This is a genomic window from Flammeovirga sp. MY04 (assembly GCF_001682195.2).
Lineage (GTDB): Bacteria > Bacteroidota > Bacteroidia > Cytophagales > Flammeovirgaceae > Flammeovirga > Flammeovirga yaeyamensis.
In genome coordinates, this window is the sequence record NZ_CP003560.2 from 3,092,268 (window position 1) to 3,102,500 (window position 10,233).

The window sequence follows — 10,233 nt, forward strand, 5'->3', positions numbered from 1 at the left end:
TTTCTTTAGAACATCATCAACTCCTAAGAGTCGATGATGCTAAATAAGATCTTATAAACCTGGTGCCATACCACCGTGAACCGGCAATACAATACCTGTAATGTAACTCGCTGCAGGAGAAGCTAAGTACACAATTGCTTCTGCAATTTCACTTGGCTCAGCAGGACGACCTAATGGAATACCTGCATTTTCTTTCGCTGCTGCCTCTTCTACTGAACAACCTTCAGCTTCTGCAATCGCCTTGTAAGCTTCTTGTAACATATCTGTATTGATTGCACCTGGAGCAACAACATTTGCACGGATACCTTTCGCTGCTTGCTCAATAGCCAAAACTTTAGTCGCACCAACTAATGCGTGTTTTGTAGCTACATAAGGATAAGGCATACCCATACCTGCTGCGATACCCGCTGTAGAAGCAACGTTTACAATTGCTCCACCACCAGATTTTTCCATGGCAGGAATAGCACCTTTGCAAACTGCTAAAGCACCTTTTACGTTTACAGCGTAGTTGGCATCCCAGTCTTTGTCAGTGTTTTCGTCCAATAAAGCAGAACCAAAACCAACACCTGCATTGTTCACTACGATATCAAGAGAACCGTAAGCATCCAATACTTGTTGAATAGCTGCATCTACTTGAGCTGCATCTGAAACATCTACTAAAACACCCATTGCTTCGCCACCATTTGCTTTGATTGCTGCAACGTTTGCTTCCATCCCCTCTTTAGAGCTGTTACGGCCAGTTAAAACTACTTTAGCACCTAACTCTGCCAATTTCTCAGCAATTGCTCTACCTAAACCTTTTGTTTTTGTTGCTCCTGTTACTAGAGCAACTTTGTTTTCAAGAAGTTTCATTTTTGATTTATATTTTTTGTTAGGCTTTCTTTTTTAAGCACTTCTGGGTGCCCACGATTGAAATCGTGGGTTAGTGAAGTTTGAGTTTCAATAGGTTGAAACCTATTGAAACTCTTGAAAGCCAACATTATTTCTGATTGATTATTTATTTCTTTGTGCTTCCCACTCTTCTCTTAAGCTCTCTTCTGATAGACCGTATCTACCTGCTTGAGTCTTGAAGAATGGCTCCCAGTGAGAATCCAATACCTCAACGATTTCCTCGTCTTTGATGATTGACTCATAACCTCTAGCACCTGGCATACCTGGCTTTCTTTGACCTGGACGAGCTGGAGAATCTTCGATTGCTTGAGCAAAACGATCTGATTTCGCCAATACATCACCCAATGGTCCAAATACTGAAGGATCGATACAGATAAAGTAAGAACCACCTACTGAAGTACCATTCGCTTTACCGTCTACGATATCACCTAATGATGGAACTTCTGGAGTGATAATACCACCTGGGTTGATAATACCTGAAAGTAATTCGTTGAATAGGTTCAACATGTAAACTCTTGGGTTAGATAACTGTTGGAAAGCCGATTGGTTGTATACACGACCGTAACCTTCGATTGGCTGAGCGTATGGAGCCAAATCGTTTGATAAAGCACCTGTTTCTGGATCGATTACATAATCACCTTTCAGCTTAGTACCTTGAAGAACCGCTTGTGCAGTATCTGCATCGTACCACTCACAAAGTTTAGTTGACATCCATACTGGAGGCTTCTCACCTGCAGGACCAATACCATCTAGTGGAGGTACAGAAATTGTATTTGACATACCACCTAGAGGCGAACACATTGGTACAGAGTTGTTAGAAGTTAATGCAACACAACCTGCTTTTGATGCCATCCAAGTATAAGCACCGAATGAACCTGCATCGTTATGGTTATGACCGAAAACAATAGCAATACCATGCTTTTTCGCTTTTTCGATCGCCATGTTCGCCATCTTAGTCAATGTCCAGTAACCTGATGAACGCTTACCATCGATTGATGCCCAAGTATCTCCTTCACCAACAACTTCTGGCTCAGCATTGATATCCAATAAACCTGATTGGTGCATGATATCAATTGCTTCATATACACCTAAACCTTGGTTTAATTTACCTTGACGGATACCTAACATTAATGCATCTGCTACTGCATTACCGTGCTCTTCTGATGCGCCTGCAGCCATCCAAGTTCTTTTCAATGCATATCTTAAGAAATCTGCATTCGTCGATTTAGTTTTTCCTTGTGCTCCCATAGTAGTAATTTTTTAATTTGTAAGATTATGTTTTGATGGGACGTGGCAGTACCACGTCCACTTATATTTTTTTAATTATTCAGCAGCTAATGTGTTGTAAGCATCGATGCTCATACCTGCAGTAAATCCACCATCAACACCAATTACTTGACCGTTTACGAAATCACAGTCTTTAGCTGATAAGAAGTGAATCAATGAAGCTACTTCTTCTGGCTCTGCAATACGCCCTAGAGGTACTGCTTTGTGCTCCATTCTCAATTGTGGTTGACCTTCTGGAGTGTTTGCCATTGGTGTATTCACCGAAGTTGGTGCAATTACGTTGGCTCTGATACCACGGCTACCCAATTCTACAGCAGCTGTTTTTGTGATACCTACCACAGCCCATTTCGAAGCTACATAAGGTGCCAAGTAAGCCACACCTTGAACTGCAGCTGCAGAGGCTACATTGACAATACGACCACCGTCATTCATTTGAGGTACCCCGAACTTGATGCCGTGAACAACACCTTTCGTATTGATCGCAAAGTTTTTATCGAAGTTTTCGATGTCTGTTTCCATCATTGTGTCGTAACCGAAGTTCGCACCAGCATTATTCACTAGGATGTCAATTTTACCGTATGTTTCAACAGCTTTATTGACCATCGTTTCTACCGATTCAGCACTAGAAACATCACACTGAACGAAAGTAGCTCCGATTTTCTCTGCGATCTCTGTTCCGTCTTTACGACCAGAGATCACTACTTTAGCACCTGCAGCGATAAAACGCTCAGCAGTTTTTAAACCGATACCCGAAGTACCGCCTGTTACGATTGCAACTTGTCCTTCTAATGAAAAGAAATTTGCCATGATATATTTAATGTTTTAAAGTTCTAAGTGATTAAAGTGTAACGTTACCAAACGCTTGCGGCCAGTTTGTAGGATGATTTTCACCACCATTTCTACGTTTCACATCTGCCGCTAACCAACAAAGGATTTTCCAGCTAAGACCTGCAGCAATGTAACCAAATGTTTTCGCTGGGTCGTTTTGTGGAGCGTATTCTACAACATCTGCACCTACAAGGTTTACTTTACCTGACATTCTAACTAGTTTAAGCACATCGTGTACCCAGTTAGCATCTAAACCGAATGGCTCAACAGCAGAAGAAGCCGAGTTGTATACAGGATCTAATGAATCCAAGTCCAATGAGATATAAGTAGGACCATCACCCACTACCTCGATAATTTTGTCTGCCATTTCTCTTGGAGACATTACTCTTGCTTCATCCGCGAAGTACACATTAGTACCGAAATTTTTCGCGTGACCACCTACAAGACCAGTCATTCTACCTCTAATACCAATTTGAATCATTCTCTCAGGGTCTACATTACCTTTCGCAAAGTTCTGAGTAAACATGTTACCTGAGTGGTATGGATAAGGGAAGTCAGCTTCCGTTACCAAGTCATAGTGAGCATCAAAGTGAATTACTGAAAGTGGCCCGTAAGTCTCACCCAATGTCATCAAAGGAGCTACTGAAACTGTGTGATCACCACCCCACATGAAAGGAATGATATGATTATCACAAACAATTTTTCTATAATGCTCAATGGCGTGCTCCATCTCACCTGATAAATCAAACTGACCGTAAGTATCGATCGTACCGTAGTCAATAATGTTGGCGAAATCGAAAGGAATATCGAACTCTCCGTTGATCCATGGCTCTGTTGTTCCCATGAAGTTTTTCGATAATTCTCTTAATGCTTTTGGACCATATTTATGAGAAGCATTCATAGGAGCAGACTTTTCGAATGGCATACCAATAATTGCAATATCTGCTTCTTCCAAGTCTCTAGAGAATGGAGCCATAAAAGCACCTAGGTAATCTTTATTGATGTTACTCAAGAATTCGATACCTTGACCGCCACCCATTGTCTTTACTCTTTCCAAGTGTGCCTTCACGTCTGGATGAACACCATCTCTACTTGTTGAGTTTTTCCATAGATCCTGGTATTTTTCCAATCTCTCTTGTGGGATAGCAGGGTACTTTTTGATTTCCTTTTTCATAGTAATATTTATGTTTAGTAATGAATTTGTTCTAGCGAATTTTGATCTTCTTTAAAAACTATTCAATCGTTTGAATTATTTTTCTGCCGTTTAAAAAACCGCTCGTTTCCGGCGATTTCATTTTCATTAACGGCCTAGGATGAATTTGGTTTCAAAAGTAGGGGTAGTAAAATTATTAATAACATTGAATAGGTATATAGGTTAAAATAAGTTTTCGCCCATATATATAAATGGGCTATAGTTTGAGTCAATCATTTTTTTGATCTGTGCAATATTAATAAACAATATTTGTAAATAATTTAATTTTGAATAATCCTCTATCAAAAAACACATAAATTACTGTAATAGTGAAACTTATAGTATTTACAAACATTTAAAAAGTAGTCTTTTTTTCGTGAAATATCACTAATAGAATAATTGTAAGGTTATTTAAACCTTTTTGATATCCAATTTTTTCATTTTTGATCTTAATGTTGCTTCGTTTATTTTTAATAGTTCGGAGGCACTATTTTTACCACTCACTTTCCAGTTACAATGCTTTAAAACTTTAAGGATATATTTCTTTTCTTGCTGATCTAAGGATAAATATTCAGAATTACCTTCTCTATGATCTTCTACATATTCTTCAAACTGAAAAAGCTTAAGTGTTTTGCCTTTTGAGTTATTGATTGATCTTTGAATAATATATTTTAGTTCTTTAATATTTTCTGGCCAATGGTAGGCTTGTAATTTTTTTATTGTCGCTATAGATACTTTAAACTGTGGAATATTATTTTTCTTACAATAACTCTCCACAAACACTTCAACTAAATAGGGTATATCACTTAGCCTTCTCTTTAAATCAGGCAAATGAATTCTATAAATACTTAAGAAGTGATAGAGTTCTAGATTGAATTTACCTTCTTCAGCAAGTTTTCTCAGATTCTGATCAGTAGTAGCAATAAATCTCACATCATATTTTTGGTCATCACTTTCATCCAATTGTTTTAAAAGGTCCAATAGATATATTTGATCATCATCAGAGAGATAATGGATATTTTCTAAAACTAAACTTCCTCCATTCGCTACATCAAGAATACTTTTATTATACCCTTGTGTATATACTGAGTCTTCGTAATATTTGGTATTAAATACCGATTTTAAGGTAGAGTGGCAATTATAGAGTATTTGAGGTTTCTCAGCTCTATCTCCATATTTGATAATCTGATTAGCAATATAAGTTTTACCTGCTCCTTCATTACCGTGAATTAACACCGTACTTTTATAATTGGCTATTCTTTTGATTTCACTTTCTACAGACATAGAAAAGTTATGATCAATTACGAGAACACTTGGTTTATTCTTCCCTCTAAACTTTGTTTCTTTCAGGAAGGTATTCTCCTCTTCCAGCTGTTTTGATACCTTCTGAAGCTCATCCAAAGTTTCTGTTAATTTCTTTTGATGGGTTAGACGTTGAGTAATTTCGTAACCTATCATGTAACTTTCACGAGAATGAGAAGATAAGTTGACAGTTACTCTTGTGCCTTCAATTACTTTGTAATTTGGTCCTTTTACGGTTAATCTAAAATTAAGATCATCTTCCTCTTTTTCCTCTATATTAAAAAACTCTTTTATTGGACGATATAGATTGTTATTATCAAATGATAATTCTTTCTCTGAAAATTTATTGAAGAATGTTATATTCCCATTATCATCGTATCGAAATACATATAAATCGATATTCAGGATCATTTCTTCAAAACTTTTAGTAATAATATTAAGTGAAACTTGTTTTTGGTATCCTAAATAAAAACTTAATAAGAGGTCAATACTCAAAAGCATCACAATTCCAGTGACTGCATACTCTGTTAGAAAAATACCTTTTATAGTTCCAATATCAATAAATACATCATAGATATTACTAAAGATAAATAATATACTTACTGAAGATGAAATGACTATCTTTCTAGGTGATTTTGATTGAATGGAACGTATAACTAATCTTGAGAAATAATAAATACAGCTCAAATAAAATATAGTAGTAAGGAAAAAAAATAAATTTTGAGGTTCTCCTTTTAGATAATAATATTTTTCGGATGCTAACTGTATTGATTTTACTAGTACTTTATCGGTGTACATGAAATAGTTTCCGAAAAAGAACATAAATAGTATTATCAAAATAGATAGAAATGTAAGATACAAATACGTTTTTCTAAATATTCTTTCTGAAAGTTCATAGGCAGCTCTAAAAATCATCATCATTAAAAACATATAAGTTACCAACATATATGTGGAAAACTGTTGATGTTCATCAAGATCAAATAGCGAATGCGTATAGGTAGATAACAATATAAATGCCCCGCTACTACCACTCATCAACCCATAAATTAGTTTTAGAATATCTCTATCTGTTATCAAATAAATACAGAGATACAATACACTCAAAGTGAAGAATATTCCTGCTAGTATAAAATTAATGCCGTATAGATCTAACATTTTGGTTATTTGGAATTTAAAAAGTTCCTAAAGATCCCTTAAAATACGTTTTATATCTAATATTATGCTTTAAATTAATCTAAAAAGAGGCGATTTTCGTAACATTTTACTACTAATCAATCGTTCAACTTACTAACATCAACAATCAAAATATCATGCTATGTAAATTAAAACTGAAAAACAGTAAGAAAACTGTCATTGTGTCCCATCGGACCTTAGAGTTACTGGAGAATAATCCATATCTAAAAGAGCTTGATGTGTTGAACAACTTGAGAATACACACTAGTGGATATGTTTTTTTTCAAAGGAACTTTCCAAGACCTGATGGTAAATACAAAAATGTAACTATTTACCTGCATCGGTTGATTGCAGAAAAATTGCTAGACAAACGTGAATCAGACAAACGACTATTTGTTCATAATATCAATGGAAATCGCTTAGATTTAAGAGAAGAAAACTTAGATTGGAAAACCATGGAAGAACTTCGAAGGCTTCAAGAGCATCGAAATAAGCATGGTTATAGAGGCGTCATTAAAGTTGGTAAGAAGTTTAAGGCAATTATTTATGAAAATGGCAAAAGAACAGATTTAGGGAATTATCCTACCATTGAAGAGGCTTCCGAAGCTTATGAAAAAAGAAACGAGGAGCTTTATGGTAATCTGAAAAAACCTGTTATCAAAAAAAGAAATTACATTAAGTAACATTTTACTGTTGATTGTGTGGATAACTTGACGATTTGTTTTAGGGTAAATCAGAAAGTTATCCACTTTTTTGTTGATAACTATTTAGGTAGCAGGTAGCAGGTAGCAGGTAGCAGGTAGCAGGTAGCAGGTAGCAGGTAGCAGGTAGCAGGTAGCAGGTAGCAGGTAGCAGGTAGCAGGTAAGATCATCTACATAATAATATCATCCAAGATTTCGGGGCTGTTTTTCGTAGAAACACTATTTATTTCTCCGTCTTTACAGAGGTGGCCTTGGCCCCTCGTTACACGGGTTATTGGCCTACATTTTTTTGAGCATCTGCAATTCTAGAGATATTTGATGCATCATCCACATCCCCGTCTTCAACGAGGTGGGTTTATCCCCTCGAGGACTATCGGTTTACGTAGATACCTGTGCATAACCCAAACACCAGTTTTATATTAACACAAAAAAAGGTTAGCCAACATCTTGTGTTAACTAACCTTCTATATTTAATGAATGTGGCGCCGACTTACTCTCCCGGGGGTTAACCCAGTACCATCAGCACTGTAGGGCTTAACTGCTCTGTTCGGAATGGGAAGAGGTGAACACCTACGTCATTGGCACCATCAATGTCTTAATATCATTGACTGTGAACAGTAAAAACTTTGTCGGTGCCCCCACTAAGGGGACACCAACCGAAGAAAAGCTTTCGGGCGATTAGTACTTCTCAGCTTAATCCATCTCTGAACTTACACTTGAAGCCTATCAACGTCATCATCTATAACAACCCTCATAAGGAAATCTCATCTCGAGGTGGGTTTCGCGCTTAGATGCTTTCAGCGCTTATCCGCTCCACACATAGGTACCCGGCGATGCTCCTGGCGGAACAACCGGTACGCCAGAGGTGTGTCCAACTCGGTCCTCTCGTACTAAAGTCAGAGCCTCTCAAATTTCCAACGCCCGCAACAGATAGAGACCGAACTGTCTCACGACGTTCTGAACCCAGCTCGCGTGCCACTTTAATGGGCGAACAGCCCAACCCTTGGGACCTTCTCCAGCCCCAGGACGTGACGAGCCGACATCGAGGTGCCAAACCTCCCCGTCGATATGAGCTCTTGGGGGAGATCAGCCTGTTATCCCCAGAGTACCTTTTATCCTTTGAGCGATGGCCCTTCCATGCGGTACCACCGGATCACTATGTCCCACTTTCGTGCCTGGTCGAGATGTCTCTCTCGCAGTCAGGCTCCCTTATGCCATTGCGCTCTTCCGACGATTGCCGACCGTCGTGAGGGAACCTTGGAAAGCCTCCGTTACTCTTTTGGAGGCGACCACCCCAGTCAAACTACCCACCAAACAATGTCCGGGTTCAAAACCCGTTAGACCGTCGAACAGGAGAGGGCGGTATTTCAACAATGACTCCAAAACGCCTGGCGACGCTCCTTCACAGTCTCCCGCCTATCCTACACACTCCTGGCCAACGGCCAACGTTAAGTTGCAGTAAAGGTTCATGGGGTCTTTTCGTCCCGTTGCGGGTAAGCGGCATCTTCACCGCTACTTCAATTTCACCGAGCTCATGGCCGAGACAGCGTCCAGATCGTTGCACCATTCGTGCAGGTCGGAACTTACCCGACAAGGAATTTCGCTACCTTAGGACCGTTATAGTTACGGCCGCCGTTTACTGGGGCTTCAATTCAGAGCTTCGTGTTACCACTAACTCCCCCTCTTAACCTTCCAGCACCGGGCAGGTGTCAGGCTATATACTGAATCTTTCGAGTTCGCATAGCCATGTGTTTTTGTTAAACAGTCGCCTGGACTTCTTCGCTGCGGCCTCTTACAAAGTAAGTAGGCGCCCCTTCTCCCGAAGTTACGGGGCTAATTTGCCTAGTTCCTTAGCCATGAATCACTCGAGCGCCTCGGGTTACTCACCCTGACCACCTGTGTCGGTTTGGGGTACGGGATCCTATAACATAATCTTAGAAGGTTTTCTTGGAAGCGTTTCATATCGTTATCAGATTGGCCGTGGCCGCTCTGTACTGTCTTGTTTCCCCAAGTCGTGCGCATTTAACTACACAACCTATAGGTACGCAATTCAACGTACTAATCCGTCAGTACGCAGATACTTCATCACTCCGTCACTCCGTCGATGATATAGGATGCTCAGGAATTTTGACCTGATATCCATCGAGTATGCCATTCGGCAATCCCCTTAGGTCCCGGCTAACCCTGGGACGATTAGCGTCGCCCAGGAAACCTTGGTCTATCGGCGGGCAGGTTTCTCACCTGCCTTATCGTTACTTATGCCTACATTTGCTTTTCTAACCGGTCCACTGCACATCACCATGCAGCTTCAACCCCGTCAGAATGCTCCCCTACCACTCGTGATAAATCACAAATCCATGTCTTCGGTGGATAGTTTAATGCCCGATCATTATCGATGCCCTGTCGCTCGACCAGTGAGCTGTTACGCACTCTTTGAATGAATAGCTGCTTCCAAGCTAACATCCTGGCTGTCTCAGCGACTGGACCTCCTTAGTTCAACTTAACTATCACTTCGGGACCTTAGACGATGGTCCGGGTTCTTTCCCTCTCGGACTAGGACCTTGGCACCCTAGCCCTCACTGCCGGTAGTGTTTGATGGCATTCGGAGTTCATCTAGATTTGGTAGGATATGACTCCCCCGCATCTAATTGGTAGCTCTACCTCCATCAAACTCATCCGACGCTGCCCCTAAAGGCATTTCGGGGAGTACGAGCTATTTCCAGGTTTGATTGGCCTTTCACCCCTACCCACAGGTCATCCGAAGACTTTTCAACGTCAACCGGTTCGGTCCTCCATTGTGTGTTACCACAACTTCAACCTGCCCATGGGTAGATCACCTGGTTTCGCGTCTACCTACA

At 39.8% G+C, this 10,233-nt stretch carries 6 protein-coding genes and 2 rRNA genes (1 of these 8 cut by a window edge); 1 reads left to right on the plus strand and 7 read right to left on the minus strand.

The genetic code is table 11. The features are described 5' to 3' along the window. Positions 1–51: 51 nt before the first annotated feature. The 5 genes from MY04_RS12440 to MY04_RS12460 all read right to left on the minus strand — a co-directional run bounded on the left by MY04_RS12440 (position 52) and on the right by MY04_RS12460 (position 6,655). Positions 52–852: an SDR family NAD(P)-dependent oxidoreductase gene (locus tag MY04_RS12440; protein ID WP_066210085.1), complete on the minus strand. Its 801-nt coding sequence runs from the start codon at positions 850–852 to the stop codon at positions 52–54. A gap of 141 nt (positions 853–993) precedes the next feature. Further along, on the minus strand, positions 994–2,139 hold the full coding sequence (locus tag MY04_RS12445) for an Ldh family oxidoreductase (RefSeq protein WP_066210086.1): 1,146 nt from the start codon (positions 2,137–2,139) through the stop codon (positions 994–996). A gap of 75 nt (positions 2,140–2,214) precedes the next feature. Beyond that, a complete protein-coding gene (locus tag MY04_RS12450; RefSeq protein WP_066210087.1) occupies positions 2,215–2,985 on the minus strand; it encodes an SDR family NAD(P)-dependent oxidoreductase in 771 nt (256 codons plus the stop codon). A gap of 31 nt (positions 2,986–3,016) precedes the next feature. Continuing rightward, a complete protein-coding gene (locus MY04_RS12455) occupies positions 3,017–4,180 on the minus strand; it encodes an arginase family protein (RefSeq protein WP_044221198.1) in 1,164 nt (387 codons plus the stop codon). Between the two features lie 429 nt (positions 4,181–4,609). Then, entirely contained in the window at positions 4,610–6,655 is a 2,046-nt protein-coding gene (locus tag MY04_RS12460) for a sigma 54-interacting transcriptional regulator (RefSeq protein WP_084005864.1), read from the minus strand. Positions 6,656–6,810: 155 nt separating this feature from the next. On the opposite strand from MY04_RS12460, the gene MY04_RS12465 reads away from it, so the two are divergent. Then, complete coding sequence (locus tag MY04_RS12465; protein WP_066210089.1) at positions 6,811–7,356, plus strand: hypothetical protein; 546 nt, start codon at positions 6,811–6,813, stop codon at positions 7,354–7,356. A 496-nt stretch (positions 7,357–7,852) separates the two neighbouring features. Here MY04_RS12465 and rrf read toward each other — a convergent pair. Both rrf and MY04_RS12475 read right to left on the minus strand, forming a co-directional pair. Continuing rightward, a 5S ribosomal RNA gene (gene rrf, locus MY04_RS12470) occupies positions 7,853–7,964 on the minus strand. Positions 7,965–8,033: 69 nt separating this feature from the next. After that, positions 8,034–10,233: ribosomal RNA gene (locus MY04_RS12475) — 23S ribosomal RNA — on the minus strand; it runs 680 nt beyond the window's last position.

What these genes read in the sequence shown, in the direction of transcription:
- MY04_RS12440 (WP_066210085.1), bottom strand. Translation starts at nt 852, where the DNA reads ATGAAACTTCTTGAAAACAAAGTTGCTCTAGTAACAGGAGCAACAAAA.
- MY04_RS12445 (WP_066210086.1), bottom strand. Translation starts at nt 2,139, where the DNA reads ATGGGAGCACAAGGAAAAACTAAATCGACGAATGCAGATTTCTTAAGA.
- MY04_RS12450 (WP_066210087.1), bottom strand. Translation starts at nt 2,985, where the DNA reads ATGGCAAATTTCTTTTCATTAGAAGGACAAGTTGCAATCGTAACAGGC.
- MY04_RS12455 (WP_044221198.1), bottom strand. Translation starts at nt 4,180, where the DNA reads ATGAAAAAGGAAATCAAAAAGTACCCTGCTATCCCACAAGAGAGATTG.
- MY04_RS12460 (WP_084005864.1), bottom strand. Translation starts at nt 6,655, where the DNA reads ATGTTAGATCTATACGGCATTAATTTTATACTAGCAGGAATATTCTTC.
- MY04_RS12465 (WP_066210089.1), top strand. Translation starts at nt 6,811, where the DNA reads ATGCTATGTAAATTAAAACTGAAAAACAGTAAGAAAACTGTCATTGTG.